At 73.5% G+C, this 22,037-nt stretch carries 20 protein-coding genes; 10 read left to right on the top strand and 10 right to left on the bottom strand.

Annotated elements, in window-relative coordinates; all coding sequences use genetic code 11:
- Positions 1 to 331: 331 nt before the first annotated feature.
- Both AB0953_RS29335 and AB0953_RS29340 read right to left on the bottom strand, forming a co-directional pair.
- On the bottom strand, positions 332 to 1,051 hold the full coding sequence (locus AB0953_RS29335) for an HAD family hydrolase (protein WP_366862591.1): 720 nt from the start codon (positions 1,049 to 1,051) through the stop codon (positions 332 to 334).
- Positions 1,048 to 1,548, bottom strand: coding sequence for a hypothetical protein (locus AB0953_RS29340; RefSeq protein WP_366862592.1), 501 nt, complete (start codon positions 1,546 to 1,548; stop codon positions 1,048 to 1,050). Before AB0953_RS29340 ends, AB0953_RS29335 begins: the two co-directional genes overlap by 4 nt.
- A 543-nt stretch (positions 1,549 to 2,091) precedes the next feature.
- On the opposite strand from AB0953_RS29340, the gene AB0953_RS29345 reads away from it, so the two are divergent.
- Complete coding sequence (locus tag AB0953_RS29345) at positions 2,092 to 2,508, top strand: Rv3235 family protein (protein WP_366862593.1); 417 nt, start codon at positions 2,092 to 2,094, stop codon at positions 2,506 to 2,508.
- Here AB0953_RS29345 and AB0953_RS29350 read toward each other — a convergent pair whose 3' ends face one another.
- Together AB0953_RS29350 and secA are read right to left on the bottom strand one after the other, a co-directional pair.
- Complete coding sequence (locus tag AB0953_RS29350; protein WP_366862594.1) at positions 2,509 to 2,661, bottom strand: hypothetical protein; 153 nt, start codon at positions 2,659 to 2,661, stop codon at positions 2,509 to 2,511.
- A 199-nt stretch (positions 2,662 to 2,860) separates the two neighbouring features.
- Positions 2,861 to 5,653 carry a preprotein translocase subunit SecA gene (gene secA / locus AB0953_RS29355; protein ID WP_366862595.1) on the bottom strand — a complete coding sequence of 931 codons (2,793 nt, stop codon included), beginning with the start codon at positions 5,651 to 5,653 and terminating at the stop codon, positions 2,861 to 2,863.
- Between the two features lie 227 nt (positions 5,654 to 5,880).
- Between secA and AB0953_RS29360 the strand changes: the two genes are divergently transcribed.
- On the top strand, positions 5,881 to 6,456 hold the full coding sequence (locus AB0953_RS29360; protein ID WP_366862596.1) for a GNAT family N-acetyltransferase: 576 nt from the start codon (positions 5,881 to 5,883) through the stop codon (positions 6,454 to 6,456).
- Between the two features lie 39 nt (positions 6,457 to 6,495).
- Positions 6,496 to 7,668: a crosslink repair DNA glycosylase YcaQ family protein gene (locus AB0953_RS29365; RefSeq protein WP_366862597.1), complete on the top strand. Its 1,173-nt coding sequence runs from the start codon at positions 6,496 to 6,498 to the stop codon at positions 7,666 to 7,668.
- A 68-nt stretch (positions 7,669 to 7,736) separates the two neighbouring features.
- Here AB0953_RS29365 and AB0953_RS29370 read toward each other — a convergent pair whose 3' ends face one another.
- From AB0953_RS29370 to mtrA, 6 genes are all read right to left on the bottom strand, one after another.
- Positions 7,737 to 8,438: a response regulator transcription factor gene (locus AB0953_RS29370; protein ID WP_366862598.1), complete on the bottom strand. Its 702-nt coding sequence runs from the start codon at positions 8,436 to 8,438 to the stop codon at positions 7,737 to 7,739.
- 197 nt (positions 8,439 to 8,635) lie between these two features.
- Positions 8,636 to 9,334, bottom strand: a complete 699-nt coding sequence (gene raiA / locus AB0953_RS29375; protein WP_366862599.1) for a ribosome-associated translation inhibitor RaiA — start codon at positions 9,332 to 9,334, stop codon at positions 8,636 to 8,638.
- A gap of 348 nt (positions 9,335 to 9,682) precedes the next feature.
- Entirely contained in the window at positions 9,683 to 10,426 is a 744-nt protein-coding gene (locus AB0953_RS29380) for a ComF family protein (protein WP_366862600.1), read from the bottom strand.
- A 107-nt stretch (positions 10,427 to 10,533) separates the two neighbouring features.
- Positions 10,534 to 12,495 carry an LpqB family beta-propeller domain-containing protein gene (locus AB0953_RS29385; protein ID WP_366862601.1) on the bottom strand — a complete coding sequence of 654 codons (1,962 nt, stop codon included), beginning with the start codon at positions 12,493 to 12,495 and terminating at the stop codon, positions 10,534 to 10,536.
- The gene (gene mtrB, locus AB0953_RS29390; RefSeq protein ID WP_366862602.1) at positions 12,485 to 14,470 is read right to left on the bottom strand and encodes an MtrAB system histidine kinase MtrB; all 1,986 of its coding nucleotides are present in this window, start codon (positions 14,468 to 14,470) and stop codon (positions 12,485 to 12,487) included. The genes AB0953_RS29385 and mtrB overlap by 11 nt, the downstream gene beginning before the upstream one ends.
- 1 nt (position 14,471) lies before the next feature.
- A complete protein-coding gene (gene mtrA / locus AB0953_RS29395; protein WP_361918457.1) occupies positions 14,472 to 15,161 on the bottom strand; it encodes a two-component system response regulator MtrA in 690 nt (229 codons plus the stop codon).
- Between the two features lie 236 nt (positions 15,162 to 15,397).
- On the opposite strand from mtrA, the gene AB0953_RS29400 reads away from it, so the two are divergent.
- The 7 genes from AB0953_RS29400 (at position 15,398) to AB0953_RS29430 (ending at position 21,917) form a co-directional block, all read left to right on the top strand.
- Positions 15,398 to 16,723: a hypothetical protein gene (locus AB0953_RS29400; RefSeq protein WP_366862603.1), complete on the top strand. Its 1,326-nt coding sequence runs from the start codon at positions 15,398 to 15,400 to the stop codon at positions 16,721 to 16,723.
- Between the two features lie 7 nt (positions 16,724 to 16,730).
- Complete coding sequence (locus tag AB0953_RS29405) at positions 16,731 to 17,411, top strand: DUF4129 domain-containing protein (RefSeq protein WP_366862604.1); 681 nt, start codon at positions 16,731 to 16,733, stop codon at positions 17,409 to 17,411.
- A gap of 380 nt (positions 17,412 to 17,791) precedes the next feature.
- Complete coding sequence (locus AB0953_RS29410; RefSeq protein ID WP_366862605.1) at positions 17,792 to 18,892, top strand: DUF4350 domain-containing protein; 1,101 nt, start codon at positions 17,792 to 17,794, stop codon at positions 18,890 to 18,892.
- Positions 18,889 to 19,851 carry a MoxR family ATPase gene (locus AB0953_RS29415; RefSeq protein WP_366862606.1) on the top strand — a complete coding sequence of 321 codons (963 nt, stop codon included), beginning with the start codon at positions 18,889 to 18,891 and terminating at the stop codon, positions 19,849 to 19,851. Before AB0953_RS29410 ends, AB0953_RS29415 begins: the two co-directional genes overlap by 4 nt.
- The gene (locus tag AB0953_RS29420) at positions 19,851 to 21,161 is read left to right on the top strand and encodes a DUF58 domain-containing protein (RefSeq protein WP_366862607.1); all 1,311 of its coding nucleotides are present in this window, start codon (positions 19,851 to 19,853) and stop codon (positions 21,159 to 21,161) included. Before AB0953_RS29415 ends, AB0953_RS29420 begins: the two co-directional genes overlap by 1 nt.
- A 73-nt stretch (positions 21,162 to 21,234) precedes the next feature.
- Positions 21,235 to 21,609 (top strand): type II toxin-antitoxin system RelE/ParE family toxin, encoded by a 375-nt coding sequence (locus AB0953_RS29425; RefSeq protein WP_366862608.1) that lies wholly within the window; start codon positions 21,235 to 21,237, stop codon positions 21,607 to 21,609.
- Positions 21,606 to 21,917: a helix-turn-helix domain-containing protein gene (locus tag AB0953_RS29430; RefSeq protein ID WP_366862609.1), complete on the top strand. Its 312-nt coding sequence runs from the start codon at positions 21,606 to 21,608 to the stop codon at positions 21,915 to 21,917. The genes AB0953_RS29425 and AB0953_RS29430 overlap by 4 nt, the downstream gene beginning before the upstream one ends.
- Positions 21,918 to 22,037: the final 120 nt, after the last annotated feature.

The raw sequence follows: 22,037 nt of genomic DNA on the forward strand, positions 1-22,037 counted from the left end.
CGTGACGTAGGTGAAGGAAGGAATGACGTAGCGCCGCGAGGCGGGGTGGTGTCCGTCCGGAGCCGACGCTATGTCGTCGTGGGAGCCGTCCGGGAGGGATTCGGCCAAGATCGGCGCGGTGTCCCGGAGGCGGGGACCAGCGAAGGCCCGGGCACGGTCGTGCGCCGGGCGCAGGCCGGGGGCTTCGGCGCCCCCGATGACTATCGCGCTGATCACGGGTACCAGGCTATCTCGCCGGACCCCCCTCACGTCACGGTCCGGATCTGTACAAAAGCAAGTCCGGAAGTTTGACGATGTGCGCAGTGACGCGAACGGCCGTGCGTGCCAGTCGCTATTCGGCCAGCTCGCGAGCAGTGCGAACGGCCTCTGCCAGGGTGTCCACGACCGGGACACCGGCCGATTCCAGACTGGTGCGGCTGTGCGAACCACCCGTGTAGAGGACGGCCCGCGCGCCCACGTGCGCCGCGGCGAGGGCGTCGTCGACGGCGTCCCCGATCAGGACGGTCGCCTCCGCCGTCACCCCGGAGTGCTCCAGGGCCTGCATGTGCCGGACCAGGTGCCCGGCCTTGGAGGTGTGCGAGGGGCCGGTGCGGCCGTCGACGCGCAGGAAGTGCCGGTCGATGCCGTGGGCGTGGACGAGCGGGACGAGCCGGTCGTGCGGGGCGAGCGACAGCAGGGACTGGGTCAGCCCGTCGGCCTGCCAGTCGCGCAGCAGCTCCCGGGCGCCCGCGGTCAGGCCGGCGTCCTCGGCGGCGGCCCAGTAGTGCCGGTGGAAGGTGGCGTCCATGACCTCCCACTCCGCCTCGGTGGGCAGCCGTCCCATGAGCCGCTCGTAGAACTTCGGTACGGGGACGACGTAGAGCTCGCGGTAGCGCTCCAGGGTGAGCGGCGCGAAGCCGAACTCGGCGAAGGAGGCGTTCGTCGCCGTGATGACGGCGTCGATGTCGTGGAGCAGGGTCCCGTTCCAGTCCCAGACTATGTGGACGGGGTTCTTCCGGTTCTTCCGGTTCTCCCGGTTCTTCGGGCTCTTCGGGCGGTGTCCGTCGGTCATGCCAACAGCCCCGGGATCTCCTGCACGCCGAACCACAGCAGCTCGTGGTCCTCGGCGCCGTCGACGGTGAACGCGGCGTCCTCGTCACCGGCGTCGGCGGCGGGCAGCGCGGCGGCGGCCGCCGCCACGTCCTCGACGGCGTCATCGGCGTCGACGTGCACGGCGGCGGCCGTGGTCAGGCGCACCGGCCCGGCGAGGCCGACCTGTCCCAGCGTGGCCTCGTCCAGGCCCGGGACGGCGCTGACGGCCTTGTCGGCGACGTCCACCGCGACCACGACGCGCTTGCGGGGGGCGGCGGCGTCCTCGGCGAGCAGCCGCAGCGAGGCGGCCGCGGCCCGGCCGAGGGCGGCGTACTCCAGCTCCTCGATGTCGTCCGACACGTACCACTCCCGCAGGGCGGGGGTGACGGCGTACGCCCGCAGCGGGGCGCCGCCCAGCTCACCCGCCTTGTGCGCCTCGGCGAGCCCGGGGAGGGTCAGGGGGACGTACACGCGCATGGCCGGCTGCTTTCGGTAGTCGGAAACCCACCCAGCATACGACCGCCGCCCCACGGCCTCCGAGACCAGCCTCCGCGTCGAGGCTGCAGCCCGGCCGTTCCGGCCCCACCGCCCCTTCCGGGGGGGCCGACCCGGCGGGCCATTCCCACCCCGCACCCGTCGAAGCCGGGTGGGGGCCGCGTTTCGACCCCGCCGGCCTCCCGAAACCGGGGTCCGGCAACTCCAGCCCCGCCGGCGTTCGAGGCGCGGGCCTTGGGGCGGAGCCGCAGGGCACCCGTCCGGGGTGTGCGGGGACTGCGCGGGGTGACGGGCGGGGTCCCCTTTCGGGGTGTCGGAGACGGGGGCTCCGGCGTCCACCTGGGGATACGGGCAACGGGCCGGAGGCCCACGGGCACGGGGCCGGGGTCACCCGGATAGGTGGATCGGGTCGGAGCCGCCGGCAGGCCCGCGGGCCCGTTGCAGAGGGTGGCGGGCGGCCGTAGAAGATCCCCAACCAAGTTACCGCCCGGTACCGCACCGGGCCCGAGTTTCGGGGGACCACCCATGACCGGGACGGGAAAGACGACCAGGCCGACGGGGCCCACCGGCACCCGCCCACCGGCCCGCGACGACCGGCGCCGGCCGAGCCGCCCCCGCCGCCCGAGGGCCCCGCACGACTGGTTCGCGGAGCGCCTGCTGGCGGTGGTAAGCGGCCAGCGCCCGGTGCACTCGCTGCTCGGCCTCACGGTCGGACCGGCCTACGACCAGCTCATCGACCTGGCCCCGGCCGGACCCCTCCCGGTCCGCTTACGGCCCGTGCTGCGCCACTGCGGCCGCTTCCACCCGGGCCCCGGGGTGATCGAGGCCTTCGCCCGCATCGCGACGGGAGACCGCGTCTCGGCCATGGCGTTCCGCCTGGAGCAGGGCCCCGACCAGCGCTGGCGCTGCGCAGCCGTGGAGATCCGCGGCCCCCGCCCCTGACTAACGGCTGGTCCACCAGGCCGCCCCCGTGCCGGTGGCCGTGGTCACCAGCGTGATCAGCCAGACGGGTACCCGGTCGACGACCACGTGCAGACCACCGCAGCGCAGCTCGAACTGGGGGCGCGGAGGTTTTGCCTCAACTCGCTTGTCCATGACTCCAGTTTGATGCCACTCACCCCCGGCGCGTCATGATGCGGATCTGTACAAAACCAGCGGTCCGACTTTGACGCAGTGAGCAGCGCCGCCCTCGCCCGGCACCCGCCACCCCGCGTCGAAACACCGCCGGGCCCGGTCGCGCAGTGCGTCGCAGCTGCGCGGCCGGGCCCGGCGGGGCGCCCCCAAGGGGCGGGGGCTACTTCTTGCGGCGGCGGCCGCCCGCGGCCTTCTGGGCCTTGCGGCGCTCCGCCCGCGTCATGCCGTCACCCGCGGCGCCGTCCGCGTCGAAGTCGCCCTCGACGACGCCGCCCTCACCGTCCACGGTCGGCGCCGAGAAGTGCAGCCGGTCCGGCCGCTGCGGAGCGTCCAGCCCCTTCGCGCGGATCTCCGGCCGGACACCCGCCGGCTCCTTCTCCAGCGACGGCGCGGCGTCCTGCACCGGGACCTCCTCGACCTGCTGCTCGACCTGGACCTCCAGGTTGAACAGGTAGCCGACGGACTCCTCCTTGATGCCCTCCATCATGGCGTTGAACATGTCGAAGCCCTCGCGCTGGTACTCGACCAGCGGGTCCTTCTGGGCCATCGCGCGCAGGCCGATGCCCTCCTGGAGGTAGTCCATCTCGTAGAGGTGCTCGCGCCACTTGCGGTCCAGGACCGAGAGCACCACGCGCCGCTCCAGCTCGCGCATGATGTCGGAGCCCAGCGCCTTCTCGCGCGCCTCGTACTGCTCGTGGATGTCGTCCTTGACGGACTCCGCGATGAACTCGGCGGTGATGCCGGCGCGGTCGCCCGCGGCGTCCTCCAGCTCCTCCACCGTCACCTTGATCGGGTAGAGCTGCCTGAAGGCGCCCCACAGCCGGTCCAGGTCCCACTCCTCGGCGAAGCCCTCGACCGTCTCGGCCGCGATGTACGCGTCGATCGTGTCGTCCATGAAGAAGCGCACCTGCTCGTGCAGGTCCTCGCCCTCCAGGACGCGGCGGCGCTCGCGGTAGATGACCTCGCGCTGGCTGTTGAGGACCTCGTCGTACTTCAGGACGTTCTTGCGGGTCTCGAAGTTCTGGGTCTCGACCTGCGACTGGGCGGACGCGATCGCGCGCGTCACCATCTTGTTCTCGATCGGCACGTCGTCCGGCACGTTCGCCATCGCCATGACCCGCTCGACCATCTGCGCCTTGAACAGGCGCATCAGGTCGTCGCCCAGCGACAGGTAGAAGCGGGACTCGCCCGGGTCGCCCTGACGGCCGGAGCGGCCGCGCAGCTGGTTGTCGATACGGCGCGACTCGTGCCGCTCGGTGCCCAGCACGTACAGCCCGCCGAGGGACTTGACCTCCTCGAACTCGGCCTTGACGGCCGCCTCGGCCCGCTGGAGCGCGGCGGGCAGCGCGTGCGCCCACTCCTCGATGTGCTCCTCGGGGTCCAGGCCCTGCTGGCGCAGCTCGGCCTCGGCGAGGTCGTCCGGGTTGCCGCCGAGCTTGATGTCGGTACCGCGGCCGGCCATGTTCGTGGCGACCGTGACCGCGCCGCGGCGGCCGGCCTGGGCGACGATCGTGGCCTCGCGCTCGTGCTGCTTGGCGTTGAGGACCTCGTGCGGGATGCCGCGCTTGGACAGCTGGCGCGAGAGGTACTCGGACTTCTCGACCGAGGTGGTGCCGACCAGGATCGGCTGGCCCTTCTCGTGCTTCTCCGCGATGTCGTCGACGACGGCGGCGAACTTGGCGACCTCGGTGCGGTAGATCAGGTCGGGCTGGTCGATGCGCTGCATCGGCCGGTTCGTCGGGATCGGGACGACGCCGAGCTTGTAGATCTGGTGGAACTCGGCGGCCTCGGTCATGGCCGTACCGGTCATGCCGGACAGCTTGGTGTAGAGGCGGAAGAAGTTCTGCAGGGTGATCGTGGCGAGGGTCTGGTTCTCGTCCTTGATGTCCACCCCTTCCTTCGCCTCGATCGCCTGGTGCATGCCCTCGTTGTAGCGGCGGCCGGCCAGGATGCGGCCGGTGTGCTCGTCGACGATCATGACCTCGCCGTCGATGACGACGTAGTCCTTGTCCTTCTTGAACAGTTCCTTCGCCTTGATGGCGTTGTTGAGGTAGCCGACGAGCGGGGTGTTCACCGACTCGTACAGGTTGTCGATGCCGAGCCAGTCCTCGACCTTGGAGACACCGGCCTCGTGGATGCCGACGGTGCGCTTCTTCTCGTCGACCTCGTAGTCGCCGGTCTCCTCGATGCCCTTGAGCGGGTTGCCGGGCTCGCCCTTGGTCAGGCGCGTGACCAGCTTGGCGAAGTCCGCGTACCACTTGGTGGCCTGGTCGGCCGGGCCGGAGATGATCAGCGGGGTGCGGGCCTCGTCGACGAGGATGGAGTCGACCTCGTCGACCACGGCGAAGTTGTGGCCGCGCTGCACCAGCTCGTCCTTCGACCACGCCATGTTGTCGCGCAGGTAGTCGAAGCCGAACTCGTTGTTCGTGCCGTACGTGATGTCGCAGGCGTACTGCTCGCGGCGCTGCGCCGGCGACATGTTCGCCAGGATGCAGCCGACGGTCAGGCCGAGGAACTTGTGGACGCGGCCCATCATCTCGGAGTCGCGCTCGGCCAGGTAGTCGTTGACCGTGATCAGGTGCACGCCCTTGCCGGACAGCGCGTTCAGGTACGCGGGCAGCGTGCCGACGAGGGTCTTGCCCTCGCCCGTCTTCATCTCGGCCACGTACCCGAGGTGCAGGGCCGCGCCGCCCATGATCTGCACGTCGTAGTGCCGCTGGCCCAGGACGCGCTTGGCCGCCTCGCGGACCGTCGCGAAGGCCTCCGGCAGCAGGTCGTCGAGGCTCTCGCCGTCCTGGTAGCGCTGCCTGTACTCGTCCGTGAGCGCCCGCAACTCGGCGTCGGAGAGGTTGACGAAGTCCTCTTCGATGGAGTTGACCTGGTCCGCGATGCGGTGCAGTTTGCGCAGGATCTTGCCTTCGCCTGCACGCATGAGCTTGTTGAAGACGGACACCGGGGTTTGTCTCCTCGCCGGTCGGGCCTGGCACTGGTTCGTACGCGGGCACGGAGGGTGGGCCCCGCCGCACCGGCCATCGTAAGCGAGGACACGGTCGCGTCGGGAGGTCCGCCATGGCCGCAGGACGGCATGCGCCCGGAATGAGAACGTACGGGGGGCACGGAAGGTGCCGCCCCCGCCGAAAACTGTTCGCCCGCGATGACCGGCGCCCGCAGAATTCGTCCATGGAGCCCACGGCACTGACCACCCCGCGGCTGCGGCTGCGCCCCTTCGTCCCGGCGGACGAGGAGGAGGTGTACGCGGCCGTGCAGGACCCCGACATCCAGCGCTGGACCATGGTCCCCTCACCGTACGGGCGCGAGCACGCGCGCGGCTTCGTCGGCACGATCGTCCCGGACGGCTGGCGCGACGACACGGCGTACGCCTTCGCGGTCCGGCTGCGCGGGGACGGCCCGCTGGTCGCGGCCGTCGGCGTGCACGTGCGCGGACCGGACGCGTACGAGATCGGGTACTGGGCCGCCAAGGAGCACCGGGGCCGCGGATACACGGCCGAGGCCGTGGAGGCCGTGGCCCGCTGGCTCTTCACCGAGGTCGGCGCGACACGGCTGGAATGGCGCGCCGAAGCCGGCAACGCGGCCTCCCGGGCCGTCGCCCAGAAGGTCGGCTTCCGCATCGAGGGCGTCCTGCGGGCCGCGCTGCGGCGGGGCGGCACCGACCGCGACTGCTGGGTGGGCGGCCTGCTCCCGTCCGACCTCGGCCTGACCCCGGCGCGGCCGTACCTGCCCGCCGCCGAGCGCTGACCCGGCCCGTTGTCAGTGGCGGCGCCTAGGCTGCGGCGCATGACCACCGCCACCGCCGCCGTGTCCCTCTCCGCCGACGATGCGCGCCGGATCGCCCTGCGCGCGCAGGGCTTCCTCGGCGCGCCCGACCGCCGCGGCGGGGTGCGCGGCATGCTGCGCCACCTCGGGGCGGTGCAGCTCGACACGATCTCCGTGCTGGCCCGCTCGCACGAGCTCGTCCCGTACGCGCGCCTGGGCGCGGTGGGCCGGGAGGCGGTGGAGCGGGCGTACTGGACCGAGCAGCACGCCTTCGAGTACTGGTCGCACGCGGCCTGCATCCTGCCCGTGGAGGAGTGGCCGCACTTCGCGTTCCGCCGGCGCGTCAAGCGGGCGCAGGGCTACCGCTGGCACAGGATGAAGGACAAGGAGGGCTCCTGCCGGCTGGTCCTGGACCGGCTGCGGGCGGAGGGCCCCCTGACCTCGACCGAGCTGGGCGGGGCGAAGAACGGCGGCCCGTGGTGGGACTGGTCCGAGACCAAGATCGCGGTGGAGTGGCTGCTGGATGCCGGGGACGTGGTCGTGACCGAGCGGCGCGGCTGGAAGCGGGTGTACGACCTGGCCGAGCGCGCCGTACCCGGCGAACTGCTCCACGACGACCTCGACGACCGCGAGTGCCTGCGCCGCCTCGTGCGGCTCGCCGGGCAGTCCCTGGGCGTGGGCACCCGCGCGGACCTGGCCGACTACCACCGCCTCAAGGGAGAGCAGGTCGATGCGGTGATCGCCGACTCGGGGCTGGTGCCGGTCGAGGTCGAGGGCTGGGGCAAGCCCGCCTGGGCCGACCCGGCCGCCCTCGCGGCGCCCCCGCGCGGCCGGCACCGCACCACGCTGCTCTCGCCCTTCGACTCCCTCGTGTGGGACCGGGCCCGCACCGAGCGGATCTTCGGCTTCGCGCACAGGCTGGAGGCGTACGTGCCCAAGCCCAAGCGGGTCTATGGGTACTTCGCGATGCCGGTGCTCGCCGGCGGGCACCTGGTCGGCCGTGTCGACCCGGCCCGCGAGGGCAGGACGCTGGTGGCCCGGCAGGTGACGCTGGAGTCCCCGAAGGCGGCACCGGCCGCGGCACGCGCCCTGCGCGAGGCGGCGGAGTGGGTGGGCTGCTCGGACGTCCGCGTCGAGCGCGCCGCCACCCCGGCCGAGGCGGCCGCCGTCACGGCGGAACTGGCCGCGCTCTGACGGCCGGACCGGCGCCAGGCGGGACCGGCCGCCAGGCCGGACCGGCCGCCGGCACGGCCGGGCCGCGGTCAGCGGATCTCGAGGATCTTCTCCCGCATCGCGTAGACGACCGCTTCCATCCGGGAGTGCAGCTGGAGTTTCTCCAGGATGTTGCGGACGTGGTTCTTCACGGTGTTCTCCGAGATGAACAACTCCTTGGCGATGTCGCGGTTGTTCATTCCGGTCGCGACCAGCTTCAGGACTTCCAGTTCGCGGTCGGTCAGCCGCGGCGCGGGCAGCAGGCGCCGCTCGTCCGTCCGCTGGATCATCGACTTGAACTCGGTCAGCAGTTTCGACGCCATCGAGGGGCTGATCTGGGACTGCCCGTCGGCCACCGCGCGAATCGCGGTGGCCACCTCGTCCGTGGAGATCTCCTTCAGCAGGTACCCGGTGGCGCCCGCCTTGATCGCGTCGTAGAGGTCGGCCTCCTCGTCGCTGATCGTCAACATGATGATCTTGGCGGAGGGGGCGACCTCCTTGATCGAGGTGCAGGCCTCGATCCCGCCGCGCTTGGGCATCCGCACGTCCATCAGCACGATGTCCGGCAGCAGGTCGGCCGCCTTGTCCACCGCCTCGGCGCCGTCCCCGGCCTCGCCGACGACCTGGATGTCCTCCTCCTGCGCCAGGACGATCTCCAGCCCGCGCCGGAACAGGGCGTGGTCGTCGACGACGAGCACCCGGATCGGCTCCCCGCCGTCGTCACCGCGCACCGGCCCGAAACCGTCCGCCATCGTTCCTCCCCCTGCAAGTGCCGAGATTCCGGCCAACCGGGCGGAAGTGCCCACCCGTTGACTGACCGCCATGATTCCATGCCCGCACCGCCCGGCGGGGTCGTGCGGCCCGCACGTTGGCGCATACGCATCGCACGGGTGCCCCCGCGGACGCCGTGGCGTCGCACGGGGGCACCGTACGGAATGGGAACGCGGCGTCAGCCGCCGAGCGCACCCCCTGCGCCGCCCGCGCCGGACTCGTCCTGGCTGGAGGCCTGGTCGGCGTTGAGGTGGATCACGCCGTAGTCATAGCCGTGGCGCCGGTAGACGACGCTCGGCATCTTGGTGTCGGAGTCGACGAACAGATAGAAGTCGTGGCCGACCAGCTCCATCTCGTACAGAGCCTGGTCGAGCGACATGGGCGCGGCCGAGTGCGTCTTCTCGCGGACGATGAGCGGGCCTTCGCCCTGGACCTCGAGCGACCCGATCCTGGTGGTCGGGACGGCGTCCTCCATCTCCTCCCTGACCGGCTGACCGTTGCCGTTGAGGGTCGCCACGCCCGGGACCACGTCGGCGACCTCGGCCGCCGAGAGCCGCCCGGTACCGCGGCGGGTGAAACGCTTGTCGTGCTGCTTGCGCAGCCGGGCCTCCAGCTTCTCCTGTGCCAGGTCGAGCGCCGCGTACGGGTCGGTGGCGGCGGCCTCGGCACGGATGACCGGGCCCCGCGAACGCAGGGTGATCTCCACGCGGTCGGAACGGTCGGCCTGGCGCGGGTTGTGCTCCTTGGACACCTCGACGTCCAAGCTGATCACCTTGGCGTCGAGCTTCTGGATCCGCTCCGGATTCAGCTTCTCGGCCACGTGCTTGCGGAACCGCTCGGGCACCTCGGTCTTGCGGCCCTTGACGACGATGTCCACGCAGAACTCCGTTCCCGGATAGCTCCGCCCCTGGGCGAAGCGTCTCCCTTTCGCACCAGGCTCCGGTGAACACCGGAGCCACGGACTTGGCGACTTTCACCTCCTCCTCCCCCATCGGCAAGATCTACACCCCACCGACTTCGGAGTCGAGAGACAGCCTCTGACACGAAGATTCGGACAACGACGAAACGTGCGATCCGATGCGCGGGTCCAGGGTCGCCAGTTCCTCACAACCGAACATATCTCTCCCGGACGGTTGTCGGCACCCGCTACCGGACCGTACCTCCGTTCAGGTGGCCATTCCCTCTTACTACCTGCAACGATGCGCCTTCCCCTTCGGTTCCAAATCTATTCACGGGAATGATGCTCTGTCCGGGTAGTAGACCGGATTCGTACGAAAGACCGGGCCGGAGCCGCCACGACGGCCGCTCCCGCCACCGGTCCGAGCCCGCCCGCGCCGAGCGCCCGGGCCGCCTCCGCGAGCGTCGCGCCGGTCGTGGCCACGTCGTCCACCAGCACGATCCGGACCCCGGCCGCCAGCCGCTGCGCACCCGGCCGCACCCCCAGCGCACCGTCGAGGTTCGCCCGCCGCTCCCGGGCCGCCAGGCCCGCCTGGTCCGCCACCGACCGCACCTGGCGGATCACGGGCGCCACCCGCACGGGCACACCGGCCCGCCGCAGCCGCCCCGCGGCCGCCAGCGCGATCCTGCGCACCGGATCGTGGCCGCGGGCCCGCACCTGCCGGCGCGCCGAGGGCACCGGCACCAGCAGCAGTCCGGCCGCCGGCCCCGCCGCCGAGCCGCACCCGCCCGCGCGGACGGCCGCGGCCACGGCCCCGCCGAGCGGGCCGGCCAGGGCGAGGGCCCCGCGCTCCTTGTGTGCGAGGACCGCGGCCCGTACGGCGCCCTCGTAGACCGCGGCCGCATGCACCGGCGGCAGCCCCGGCGGGCAGGGCGAAGGCCGCACCGGCCCGGCCCGGCTCCCGTCCAACGCCCGCGCGCAGCCGGCGCACAGCACGACGCGGGCCGCCCCGCAGCCCGCGCAGTCGGCCGGAAGCACCAGCCCGGCGAGCTCCTGCCACCACCCGCGCACCCCGCCACGGTGCCGCGGCCGGCGCCCCGCCCGCCACCCCTGTGGACGACGGCGAAGCCGCAGGCCGGCCCCGCCGGCCCGGGCCCCGGCCGGGCCGGGGCCCGGGATCAGCCCGGGTACACCGGCGCCCGCCCGCCCGCCGCCACGGTGCGCCACTGCGCACCCGGCGGCAGCCACACGATGCCGTCCTCGTCCGAGGACGCCACCACCGGCTTCTTCTCGTCCTCCGTCGCCGCCACCGCGACCAGCCCCGCCGCCCCGGGCAGGCTCGCCGCGACCATCGACCCGTCCGCCAGCATGTACCGGGCCTGCACGACCCCGCCGCTCTCCCGGCCGACCACCAGCAGCCGCCCGTGCGGCGCCCAGCTGAGCGCCGTCACGTCCGCCATCTGCGGGGCCGCCGGGCGCAGCTCGCGCACGGCCACCACCGACCGGTCGCCCTTGCCGCCCTCGGGCCGCTCGATCCGCCCGATGTACAGGCGCTTGCCGTTGCCCTTCTGCACCAGCAGCGCGAGCCTCACCCCGTCCGGGGAGGCCTTCAGCGCAGTGATCCGCCCGCCGTCGAGCCCCGACACGTCGACCTTCTGCGGGGCCGCCGAGCCGGCCGGCACCCAGTACAGGGCCGGGCCCTGCAGGTCCTGGTCGGCGATCCACAGGTTGCCGCCCGCGTCGAAGCTCGGCGCGCTCAGCCCGTTCGGCTTGGCGCTCTTGGAGGTGAGCACCGGCTGCGGCATCGGCCCGGCGGTCGTCAGGTTCACCTGGTACAGGCCGCGCCCGTCCTCGGAGACCACCGCGGCGCGCTTCTCGTCGTACGCCACGGCCGCCGAGGAGACCTTGAACGGGGCGTTCGGCGTGGACAGCGGCCCCGGCACCGGCTCCGGCCTGTACTGCTGGTCCTCGCTGTTCACGTCGAGCTTCATCCGGACGAGCCGGCCCTCGGCGTCGACGTAGTACTGGTAGTCGGGCGACGGGACCCGGTGCGCGATGGCCGCCGCCGCCGCGTCGGTCACCGAGCACAGCGAGGACCGGTCCGCGCGCAGCAGCTCCACCCGGTCCAGCCGGGACGCCGTCAGGTCCTTGACCGTCGAGAGCAGTTGGGTGGCCATCTTCTGGCACTGCGGCTGCGCGACGTTGTCCGCCTTGTCGTTCAGCGGCACGCGCAGGGTGTTCTGGCCGTCGTACGAAAGGGACTTGGTGCCCTCGCGCAGCTCCGTGCCGGTGGGGAAGCTCGAAGTGACCACGGGCCCCAGCCACTTGGAGGGGCCGGCCAGCAGCGACTGCACCGTCTGCGTGGTCGGGTCCATCCGCGAGTCCGGGTCGCTGCGCTGGCGCACGTACACCGGGTCGGCGACGAGCGTGCCGCCCGCGAAGTAGTACTTGTTCACCGGCATGTAGATGCGCTGGAAGTCCGACTCGCTGAGCACCAGGTTCTTCGGGGGGGTCGCGATCCGCCACTGCTTGTTCTCCTGGACCAGCTGGAGGAACTCCTCGTAGCGCTCGCCCGGGTTCTCCGGCTGGTACGCGCTGCGCTCGTCCACCGTCGCGAGCTTCGTGCCGGCCATCTTGAACTTCGGACCCGCGGGCTCCTTCTCGGCCTGGACGGAGAAGCGGTCGATGCCCCCGGAGAGCACGGTGACCGAGCCCGGCCGCCAGGCCTTGGCGGCGTCCTCGGTCAGGTACTTCCGGGCGGTCTGGAGCTGCGGATCGTCGCTGGTCATGGCCTCGAGGAAGCCGTCGACGATGTCGGTGGGGCCCGCCTTGTCGGCCGGCGGCACACCGAAGACCCGTACCTGCGAGTCCACGCCCTGCGAGGCGCGGACCTCGCGGATCTCCCCGCTGGAGGGCATGGACGCGCAGCCGGCCAGCAGCAGCGCACCGCCGGCGGCGGCGGCCGCACCGGCCCGGCGGACGGCCTGCCGGCGCCGCTGCGGCCCGTGCTGCCGGGGCTCGCGCTGCCGGGGCCCGCCGGGCCGCTCGCCGGGCCGCTCGCTCTGCTGCTCCTGCTGCTGTGCGCGGCGGCCGTCGCCGCCTGTGTGCTGCACGGGTCCGGCGTCCACCTCAGCGCCCACCTGCTCCATCCTCCTGTGCTGCCTGGTCGGCCGGCCGGGCCACGACACGGGCCCCGTTGCCGGGCAGGGCCGTCGGGTCCGCGGGCACCGGCAGCGCACCGGCCACCGCCGACCGGGGCGGTATCGCCGAGCGCTCCGGCCGGGCCGGGGCCTGGGCCCGCGGCCCCTTCGCCCCGGATCCGGAACCGGCGGCCTCGGCCGCGGCCCGGGCCCGGTTGGCCCGCGAGTCCTCGGGCTCCAGCGGGATCGGGGAGCCCCGCAGCGGCTCGTCCGCGGTGCGCGGCAGGGTCAGCCGGAACTGCGAGCCGCCGCCCGGCTCGCCCCAGGCCTGGAGCCAGCCGCCGTGCAGCCGGGCGTCCTCGACGGCGATGGACAGGCCGAGGCCGGTGCCGCCGGTGGTGCGGGCGCGGGCCGGGTCGGCCCGCCAGAAGCGGTTGAAGACGCGGGTGGCCTCGCCGGGCTTGAGCCCGACGCCGTAGTCGCGCACGGCGACGGCGACGGCCCCGCCCGCGGAGGCGAGGCGGACCACCACGTCGCGGCCCTCGCCGTGCTCCACCGCGTTGACGACGAGGTTGCGCAGGACGCGCTCCACACGCCGGGCGTCGGCCTCCGCGATCACCGGCTGGGTGTCGCCGAGCACCCGGATCCGGGTGCCCTTGTGCTCGGCCAGCGGCTCGGCCCCGTCGATGACCCGGCGCACCACGTCGCGCAGGTCGATCGGCTCGGCCTCCAGCGCCGCGGCCCCCGCGTCGAACCGGCTGATCTCCAGCAGGTCCGACAGCAGCGACTCGAAGCGGTCGAGCTGCCCGGCCAGCAGCTCCGCCGAGCGCGCCGTGACCGGGTCGAAGTCGACGCGGGCGTCGTGGATGACGTCGGCGGCCATCCGCACGGTCGTCAGCGGCGTGCGCAGCTCGTGCGAGACGTCCGAGACGAACCGCCGCTGCATCCGCGACAGGTCCTCCAGCTGCTGGATCTTGACCTGGAGGTTCTGCGCCATCTTGTTGAAGGCCTCGCCGAGGCGCGCGATGTCGTCCTCGCCGGTGACCTTCATCCGCTCCTGCAGCCGCCCGGCCGACAGCCGCTCGGCGATGCCCGCGGCCATCCGCACGGGGGTCACGATCTGCCGTACGACGAGCCAGGCGATGGCGCTGAGCAGGACGACCACGAACAGCCCGGCCGTCGCGATGGTCGACTTCACCAGGTTCAGCGACTCCTCCTCCTGCGTCAGCGGGAAGAGGTAGTACAGGTCGTAGGGGTCGCCGTTGATGTCGGTGAGCCGCTTGCCCACCACGAGCGCCGGCTCGGGTGCCTTGTCGCCGGCCCCGGCCGTGTACTTGATCTGCGAGAACGTCTTGAACGTGCCGGTGGCGTGGTTGACGGCCCGGCGCAGCTTCGGCGGGACGCTCGCCGTGGGGTCCACGTTGCCCGAGGCCCGGGCGCCCTTGACGCCGGAGGCGCCCGCACCGCCGGGTGCGGCGGCCGCGGCCGGGCCGGTGCCCGCCGCGCTGCCCGTGCCGGCGCCGAGCGCGACCACCTCGAAGGCGGTCTGGCCGCCGCTGGCGAGCTGCTTGACCAGCGAGTTCATCCAGGTGCTGGCGTCGCGGCCCAGCTTGTTGTCGGTGGCGTCGGGCCCGTCCACGGTCGCCGGCGTGTTGGCCTTCTCCTGCGCCACCGCGAACCCGCCGGCGGCCTGGCTCTGCGCGGCCTCCTCCTTGGCGTCGAGGAGCCCCTTGCTGACCTGCGCGATCACCACGAAGCCGAGCGCCAGCACCACGGCCAGCGACATCAGCATCGTGGCGGCGACCACCCGCAGCTGGATGTTGCGCCGCCACAGCCGGACAGCCGGAAGCAGCGGGCGCCGCACGAGTCGTACGAACAACCGCAGCACAGGGCCGCCGGGTGCTCCTTCCTGGAGCAGCCGGCCGGCCCGCAGGGCTCCCCAGCGGGAGCCGCCCCGCGGCCTGCCGGGCTTCACGTCAGCTCGGTCCTGCCTTGTAGCCGACACCACGCACCGTCACGACGATCTCGGGGCGCTCCGGGTCCTTCTCGACCTTGGAGCGCAGACGCTGTACGTGCACGTTGACCAGGCGGGTGTCCGCCGCGTGCCGGTAGCCCCATACCTGCTCCAGCAGCACCTCGCGGGTGAAGACCTGCCAGGGCTTGCGCGCGAGCGCGACCAGCAGGTCGAACTCGAGCGGGGTCAGGGCGATGGAGTTGCCGTCGCGCTTGACCGAGTGCCCGGCCACGTCGATGACCAGGTCACCGATGGCCAGCTGCTCCGGCGCGGGCTCCTCCGAGCGGCGCAGGCGGGCCCGGATGCGGGCCACCAGCTCCTTCGGCTTGAACGGCTTGACGATGTAGTCGTCCGCCCCGGACTCCAGGCCGACGACGACGTCGACCGTGTCGCTCTTGGCGGTGAGCATCACGATCGGCACCCCGGACTCGGCCCGGATCAGCCTGCACACCTCTATGCCGTCCCGTCCGGGCAGCATGAGGTCGAGCAGCACCAGGTCCGGCTTCGCCTCCCGGAAGGCAGCCAGTGCCTTGTCGCCGTCCGCTACGAACGACGGCTCAAAACCTTCTCCACGCAACACGATGCCGAGCATCTCGGCCAGTGCGGTGTCGTCGTCGACGACAAGGACGCGTCCCTTCATGGTTGACATCATCCCATTAGCCAATCGTTACCCGGCGGTGAGCTGTCCCACAGCCAAAAAGGCTGGAAATCGCCCCTCGAACCTGCCTGGAGATCACATCGACCAGTCTGCCCCGGATCCGGGCGACAATTGAAGCCGCCGACGGCCGCCGGATCGGGGGGACGGCCCGTCCGCTCACCGTTCCCACGTGGCACGATGGCAGCCGACCTGCGCCCCCCGCCGCCCAGGCGTCACGTGAAGGAGCGACGATGAACGACTCTCCGGGCCGGCCGACGCCCGGACCCTCCCCGTCCGGCGACGGCGAGCGGCCGAGCGCAGCGTCCCACGGCCCGAACGGCGACGACACCCCGGCCACCGGCGCCGCCGCCCGCCCCGCCGGCGCCCAGAAGTGGTCCGCCGAGCAGCCGCCCCCCGCACAGTGGCAGAGCCCCGGCGCCCCCCAGCCGCCCACCGGGCCCGCCGCCCCCGCGCCGACCCCGCCGCAGCAGCCCGCACCGGGCGGCTGGGGCCCGTACGGCAGCGGCCCCGGCGGACCGGGGCAGCAGGCCGGGCCGGGCGGACCGGCCCCGTACGGCCAGCCGGGCGGCCCCGCAGGCCCCTGGGGCAAGCCCCCGGCCGCCAAGCCCGGCGTCATCCCGCTGCGCCCCCTGGACCTCGGCGAGATCCTCGACGGCGCCGTCGCCACCATGCGCGGCCACTGGCGCTCCGTCCTGCCGATCACCCTGGTCGTCTCCACGGTCATCGGGGTCCTCGGCGTCCTCGTGCAGAAGTACACCGTGCCCGACCTGCAGGTCGCCGCGGACCCGCAGAGCGACCCGGCCGAGGCCTTCAGGAACCTCGGCAGCAGCCTCCTGGTGACCGGCATCGACGCGTTCGTCCAGGTCATCGGCACCATCGCGGCCACCGCCCTGCTCACGATGATCTTCAGCCGGGCCGTGCTCGGCCGCAGCTCCTCCATCGGCGAGGCCTGGCGCGAGGCCCGCCCGAGCCTGCTGCGCCTCATCGGCCTGACCCTGCTCGTGGCCGTCGGCATGGCCCTCGTCTTCGCCGTCCTGATCGTGCCCGCCGCCCTGGCCGGCAGCATCGGCCTCGCCGTCCTCGGCGGCCTGGGCGGGCTGGTCCTTGCGGTCTGGCTGGGCATCACGTTCAGCCTGGCCTCGCCCGCGCTGATGCTGGAGAGGTCCGGAGTGATCACCTCGCTGCGCCGCTCCGCCAAGCTCGTCAAGGGCTCCTGGTGGCGGATCTTCGGCATCACCCTGCTGACCGGGCTCATCACCGGCTTCGTCTCGGCGATCATCGTCTGGCCGCTGACCATCGTCGGCCTGATCGCCTTCGGCGGCGGCATCAGCGGCCTGGAGGACGGCACCGCCGCCACCGCCTGGGGCGCGCTCATCCTCTCCGGGATCGGGGCGATCATCGCCCAGACCATCACCATGCCCATCCAGTCCGGCGTCACCGTCCTGCTCTACGTCGACCAGCGCATCCGCCGCGAGGCCCTCGACCTGGAGCTCGGCCGGGCCGCCGGCCTGGAGCACTACGGCGCCACCCCGACGGCCCCGCCCACCGGAGGCTGATGCACCGATGATGAGCACGGGGGGCCTCATCACACGGGCCGCGGCCCACCTGCCGGCCGCGGAGACACCACCGGTGACGACACCGCGCGACCCCGCCCGCGAGGCGGCCCGGCGCGAGCTGTCCAAACCGCTCTACCACCAGAACGACCCCGGGCTCGTCCAGCGCGCCCTCAACAGGTTCTGGTCCTGGGTCGGCGAACTCTTCGACCGGGCCGGCAACGCCACCCCCGGCGGCACGCTCGGCCTCGTCGCCATCGCCGTCCTGGTGGCCCTCGCCGCGGCCGCCCTGTGGTGGCGGCTGGGCACCCCCCGGCGCACCGCCGCCACCGCCGCCGCCCTCTTCGACGACGGCCCGCGCAGCGCCGACGACCACCGCACCGCCGCCGAGGCCCACGCCGCCGCCGGCCGCTGGAACGAGGCCGTCCAGGAGCGCATGCGGGCCCTGGTCCGCTCCCTGGAGGAACGCGCCCTCCTCGACCCGCGGCCCGGCCGCACCGCCGACGAGGCCGCCGCCGAAGCCGCGGCCGCCCTGCCCGGCCACGCCGCCGACCTGCGGGCCGCCGCCCGCACCTTCGACGACGTCGCCTACGGCGGCCGCACCGCCGACGCCGAGGGATACGCCCACCTGCGCACCCTCGACCTCACCCTGACCCGCACCAAGCCGCTCCTGACGGGAGCCCCGTCATGACGCCCCCGAGCCCCTCCCCGGACCCCACGCCGCAAATACCCCCGGCCTCCACCCCGGACACGCCCCCGCCCCCGGGCCCGCCCCCGGCTCCCGCCTCGGCCCCGGCGTCCGGCGGCACCGCCCCGGCAGCGGCTCCGGCCCTTGGCACCGCTCCCAGGCCGAGCACCGCCCCGGCGTCGGGAGCGGCGTCCGCCGACCCGGCTCCGGCCTCCGGTTCGGGGACGGCGCCCGCCGCAGCCGGCGCGACTGCCGGCGGAGGCGCGGGCGGCCCCGCCGCGGCCAACGCCGCCGCAGGCACGGCCACCGCCACCGCCGGCCTGACGCCCGCCATCCTCTGGCGGCGGGCCCGCGGGTTCCTCATCGCCCTCGGGATCCTCCTCGTGGCGGCCGTCACCCTCGCCGCGCTCGGCTCCGACAGCCGTCACGGCCGGCTCGACCCCCGCTCCCCCGACCCCGAGGGCAGCCGGGCCGTCGCCGAGCTGCTGCGCGCCCGCGGCGTCGGCACCCGCGTCGTCACCACCGCCCGCGAAGCCGCCGAAGCCGCCGGCCCCCGCACCACCGTGCTGGTCGCCCACCCCGACCGGCTCGGCCCGGCCCAGCACCGCGCCCTGCGCTCCGCCATCGACCTCTCCGGCGGCCGTACGGTCCTCCTGGCCCCCGGCGGCACCGCCCTGGACGCCCTGGCCCCCGCCGTGCACACCGCCGGCACCGCCTACGAGGCCGCCCTCGCCCCTGCCTGCACCCTGCCCGCCGCAGCCACCGCCGGCCGCGCCGACACCGGCTCCGGCCACCGCTACACCACCACCGCCCGCGGCGCCCAGGCCTGCTACCCCAGCGGCGGCCACCCCACCCTCCTGGTCCTGCCCTCGGCCACCGCCGGCGGCGACACCGTCGTCCTCGGCTCGGAAACCGCACTGCTCAACAGGACGCTCGCCGCCGAGGGCAACGCCTCCCTGGCCCTCCAGCTCCTCGGCACCCGCCCCGACCTCGTCTGGTACCTGCCCTCCCCCGCCGACCAGCAGGACACCGAGGGCGACACCGCCGACCGGTCCTTCCTCGACCTCGTCCCCGCCGGCTGGTCCTGGGCCCTGCTGCAGCTGGTCCTCGCCGCCGCCCTCGCCGCCCTGTGGCGCGCCCGCCGCCTCGGCCCCCTCGTCGCCGAACGGCTCCCCGTCGCCATCCGCGCCTCCGAGGCCACCGAGGGCCGCGCCCGCCTCTACCGCCGCGCCGACGCCCGCGACCGCGCCGCCACCGTGCTGCGCGCCGCCTCCCGCGAACGCCTCGCCGCGCTGGTCGGCGTACCGTCCGCGCACACCCACGACCCCGCGGTCCTGCTCCCCGCCGTCTCCGCCCGCCTCACCGACCCGCCCGGCCGGGACCTCACCGCCCTGCTCTTCGGCCCCCCGCCCGCCGACGACGCGGCACTCGTCGCGCTCGCCGACCACCTCGACGCCCTCGAAAGAGAGGTCCGCACCTCATGACGGCCACCACCGACAGCGCCCGCTCCTCCCTGGAAGCGATCCGCACCGAGATCGGCAGGGCCGTCGTCGGCCAGGACCCGGCCGTCACCGGTCTCGTCGTCGCCCTCCTGTGCCGCGGCCACGTCCTCCTCGAAGGCGTCCCCGGCGTCGCCAAGACCCTCCTCGTACGGGCCCTGGCCGCCTCCCTCGACCTGGACACCAAGCGCGTCCAGTTCACCCCCGACCTGATGCCCAGCGACGTCACCGGCTCCCTCGTCTACGACGCCCGCACCGCCGAGTTCTCCTTCCAGAACGGCCCGGTCTTCACCAACCTCCTCCTCGCCGACGAGATCAACCGCACCCCGCCCAAGACCCAGTCCTCGCTCCTGGAGGCCATGGAGGAGCGCCAGGTCACCGTCGACGGCACCCCGCGCCGCCTGCCCGACCCCTTCCTCGTCGCGGCCACCATGAACCCCCTCGAGTACGAGGGCACCTACCCCCTCCCCGAAGCCCAGCTCGACCGCTTCCTGCTCAAGCTGAACGTCCCCCTGCCCTCCCGCGAGGACGAGATCGGCGTCCTGACCCGGCACGCCGCCGGCTTCAACCCGCGCGACCTGCGGGCCGCCGGCATCCGCCCGGTCGCCGGCGCCGCCCAGCTCGAAGCGGCCCGCGAGGCCGTCGCCTCCGTCGCCGTCTCCCCCGAGATCGCCGGCTACGTCGTCGACATCTGCCGCGCCACCCGCGAATCGCCGTCCCTCACCCTCGGCGTCTCTCCGCGCGGCGCGACCGCCCTGCTGGCCACCTCCCGCGCCTGGGCCTGGCTGACCGGCCGCGACTACGTCACCCCCGACGACGTCAAGGCCCTCGCCCTGCCGACCCTCCGCCACCGGATCCAGCTCCGCCCGGAGGCCGAGATGGAAGGCGTCACGGCCGACGCCGTCCTGACCGCGATCCTGTCCCACGTCCCCGTCCCCCGCTGATGGCCCTCACCGGACGCGCCGCCCTGCTGGCGGCCCTCGGCAGCCTCCCCGTCGGCATCCTCGAACCCGGCTGGACGGGTCTCCTCGCGGTCAACGGCCCGCTCGCCGCGGCCTGCGCCGTCGACTACGCCCTCGCGGCCCCGGTCCGCCGACTGGTCCTGTCCCGCGCGGGCGACACCTCCGTCCGCCTCGGCGAACCGGCGGAGGTCCACCTCACCGTCACCAACCCCGGCCCGCGCCGACTGCGCGCCCGCCTGCGCGACGCCTGGCCGCCGAGCAGCTGGCTCCCGGGCACCGAACAGCAGGCCTCCCGCCACACGGTCGACATCCCGGCCGGGGAACGCCGCCGCCTGACCACCCGCCTGCTGCCGACCCGCCGCGGCGACCGCCACGCGGACCGCGTGACGATCCGCTCGTACGGGCCCCTCGGCCTCCTCGCCCGGCAGGGCACCCACACCGTGCCCTGGACCGTCCGCGTCCTGCCGCCCTTCACCAGCCGCAAGCACCTGCCGTCGCGCCTGGCCCGCCTGCGCGAACTCGACGGCCGCACGAGCCTGCTGACCCGCGGTGAGGGCACCGAGTTCGACAGCCTCCGCGACTACGTCCCGGGCGACGACACCCGCTCCATCGACTGGCGGGCCACCGCCCGCCAGGACAAGGTCGCCGTCCGCACCTGGCGCCCCGAGCGCGACCGTCACATCCTGATCTGCCTGGACACCGGCCGGACCTCCGCCGGCCGGGTCGGCGACGCACCCCGCCTGGACGCCGCGATGGACGCGGCGCTCCTCCTCGCCGCCCTGGCGACCCGGGCCGGCGACCGCGTCGACCTGCTGGCCCACGACCGCCGCCCGCGCGCCCGGGTCCAGGGCCGGTCGGCCGCGGACACCCTCCCGGCCTTCGTCAACGCCATGGCCACCCTGGAGCCCGAGCTCGTCGAGACCGACGCCCGCACCCTCGTCTCGACCGTCCTGCGCAACGCCCCGCGCCGCTCCCTGGTGGTCCTCCTGACCAGCCTGGACGCGGCCCCCGTGGAAGAGGGCCTGCTCCCGCTCCTCCCCCGCCTCACGCAACGCCACACCGTCCTGCTGGCCTCGGTGGCCGACCCGTACGTCTCCGAGATGGCGCAGTCCCGCGGCACCCTGGACGCGGTCTACGAGGCCGCTGCCGCCGCCCAGTCCCAGTCCCAACGCCGCCGCACCGCAGACCAGCTGGCCCGCCACGGCGTCCACGTCGTCGACGCCACCCCGGACACCCTGGCCCCCGCCCTGGCCGACGCCTACCTCGCCCTGAAGTCCGCCGGCCGCCTCTGACGTCACCCCCGTTCGGGCGGGACCCACCCGGTATAGCCCTGCCCCCACTCGCGCCGCCCTAGCCTGCGTTCTCGTGATCGAACGCTGGAGCATCGAGCTCGAACCAGAGGTTCTCGCCTGGCTGGAGTCGCTCCCCATCGCCCACTATCGCGCGGTGGAGCGGCATGCAGACCGGTTGGCGGAAGCCCCGACCACGCTGAGCGAGCCCTACTCCAGGCACCTTGAGGGTGCTGTGCGCGAGTTGAGGTTCTTCCTCGGACCCGAAGCCGTGCGCATTACGTACTGGCTCACATCGGGCCGCCGTATCGTGTTGCTGACGGTCTTCACCAAGTCCCGTATGCGGGAAGAGTCGCAGGTTCAGCGCGCACTCTGGAAGCAGAAGGAGTGCGAGTCCGAGCATTCGCCCGCCCATGACACCTACCAGCGCGCTTTCGAGGAGCAGCAATGAGCAAGGGCTACCACACCCGGTGGGTCATCCCGGAGGTGCATCGCGCATCCGCCGCTTACGTCGAAGCGGGCGCCGCCATCGCGCTCGGACAGGCTGTGTACGACCGCCGCACCTTCCTCGGCCTGACACAGCACGAGCTGGCCCAGCAGGCCGGCCTCTCCGATGCAGACGTCGAGCGCATTGAGGGGGGGGCCGTCACCCCCGAACTCAGTCTGCTGCATACCCTCGCCCGCGCACTCGACGCCAAGCTCGACCTCTCCATCGAGTCGGACGACACCCACGTCAGCTTCACGCCGCGTGCAGCTTGACAAGAGCAGGCCGCACGCCGGCCCGTAAACGCAGAAAAGCCCCGCACCAGAAGGTGCGGGGCTTTCCCACAATGATTGTTCGGCGGCGTCCTACTCTCCCACAGGGTCCCCCCTGCAGTA

Origin of the sequence: Streptomyces sp. NPDC046866 (genome assembly GCF_040704625.1) — a bacterium.
Lineage (GTDB): Bacteria > Actinomycetota > Actinomycetes > Streptomycetales > Streptomycetaceae > Streptomyces.

What these genes read in the sequence shown, in the direction of transcription:
- AB0953_RS29335 (WP_366862591.1), bottom strand. Translation starts at nt 1,051, where the DNA reads ATGACCGACGGACACCGCCCGAAGAGCCCGAAGAACCGGGAGAACCGG.
- AB0953_RS29340 (WP_366862592.1), bottom strand. Translation starts at nt 1,548, where the DNA reads ATGCGCGTGTACGTCCCCCTGACCCTCCCCGGGCTCGCCGAGGCGCAC.
- AB0953_RS29345 (WP_366862593.1), top strand. Translation starts at nt 2,092, where the DNA reads ATGACCGGGACGGGAAAGACGACCAGGCCGACGGGGCCCACCGGCACC.
- AB0953_RS29350 (WP_366862594.1), bottom strand. Translation starts at nt 2,661, where the DNA reads ATGGACAAGCGAGTTGAGGCAAAACCTCCGCGCCCCCAGTTCGAGCTG.
- AB0953_RS29360 (WP_366862596.1), top strand. Translation starts at nt 5,881, where the DNA reads ATGGAGCCCACGGCACTGACCACCCCGCGGCTGCGGCTGCGCCCCTTC.
- AB0953_RS29365 (WP_366862597.1), top strand. Translation starts at nt 6,496, where the DNA reads ATGACCACCGCCACCGCCGCCGTGTCCCTCTCCGCCGACGATGCGCGC.
- AB0953_RS29370 (WP_366862598.1), bottom strand. Translation starts at nt 8,438, where the DNA reads ATGGCGGACGGTTTCGGGCCGGTGCGCGGTGACGACGGCGGGGAGCCG.
- mtrA (WP_361918457.1), bottom strand. Translation starts at nt 15,161, where the DNA reads ATGATGTCAACCATGAAGGGACGCGTCCTTGTCGTCGACGACGACACC.
- AB0953_RS29400 (WP_366862603.1), top strand. Translation starts at nt 15,398, where the DNA reads ATGAACGACTCTCCGGGCCGGCCGACGCCCGGACCCTCCCCGTCCGGC.
- AB0953_RS29405 (WP_366862604.1), top strand. Translation starts at nt 16,731, where the DNA reads ATGATGAGCACGGGGGGCCTCATCACACGGGCCGCGGCCCACCTGCCG.
- AB0953_RS29415 (WP_366862606.1), top strand. Translation starts at nt 18,889, where the DNA reads ATGACGGCCACCACCGACAGCGCCCGCTCCTCCCTGGAAGCGATCCGC.
- AB0953_RS29420 (WP_366862607.1), top strand. Translation starts at nt 19,851, where the DNA reads ATGGCCCTCACCGGACGCGCCGCCCTGCTGGCGGCCCTCGGCAGCCTC.
- AB0953_RS29430 (WP_366862609.1), top strand. Translation starts at nt 21,606, where the DNA reads ATGAGCAAGGGCTACCACACCCGGTGGGTCATCCCGGAGGTGCATCGC.